The sequence below is a fragment of the Roseomonas rosulenta genome (genome assembly GCF_016106005.1).
Lineage (GTDB): Bacteria > Pseudomonadota > Alphaproteobacteria > Acetobacterales > Acetobacteraceae > Neoroseomonas > Neoroseomonas rosulenta.
The window spans coordinates 1-538 of record NZ_JACADR010000660.1; the positions used below are offsets into that span (position 1 = coordinate 1).

Annotated in this window: 1 pseudogene; it reads right to left on the reverse strand. The window is 77.0% G+C overall.

Annotated elements, in window-relative coordinates:
* Positions 1–495: pseudogene (locus HW578_RS27515) on the reverse strand (hypothetical protein); the annotation flags it as partial.
* Positions 496–538 lie beyond the last annotated feature (43 nt).

Genomic DNA, 538 nt, shown 5'->3' on the forward strand with positions numbered 1-538 from the left:
CTGCGCCGCGAGCGCGCGCACGCGCCGCAGCCCGATGTCGAGCAGCCCGCGCTGGTCGAGCCAGTCGTTCCAGTCGGTGGCGATGGCCCGCAGCACGGTGGTGGTGATCTGCCAATGCGCCGCGTGGCGGTCCGGCACCAACGCGTCGAGCCGCGCCAGCCAGGCCTGCGCGATCTCGGCCGGCGGCAGGGATTCGAGCGATGCGAGGTCGGGCTCCTCCAGCGCGATCTCGTCGAACAGCCGCGCGAGTTCGCCGGCAAGCAGCCAGGCCTGCTCCGGCGTGGCGGGGCCGCCGGCGCGGCGCGGGATCTTCTGCGTCATCGCCGCCAGGACGGCCTGGCGCGTCAGCGGTTCCACGGCCGGCGGCAGGTCGAGAAGGTCGGGCAGGGCGAGCTCGTCCGCATCCTCGGTGGACAGGCCGGCGAGGGCGCGCATGCGCGGCAGCAGCAGCGCGCGCCCGCCGGCGGCGCGCAGGAGGGGAGCGGGAGAGCGCACGGCCGGACCCCGGCCACGGCTGGAGCGGGGGGGCCGGCGACAG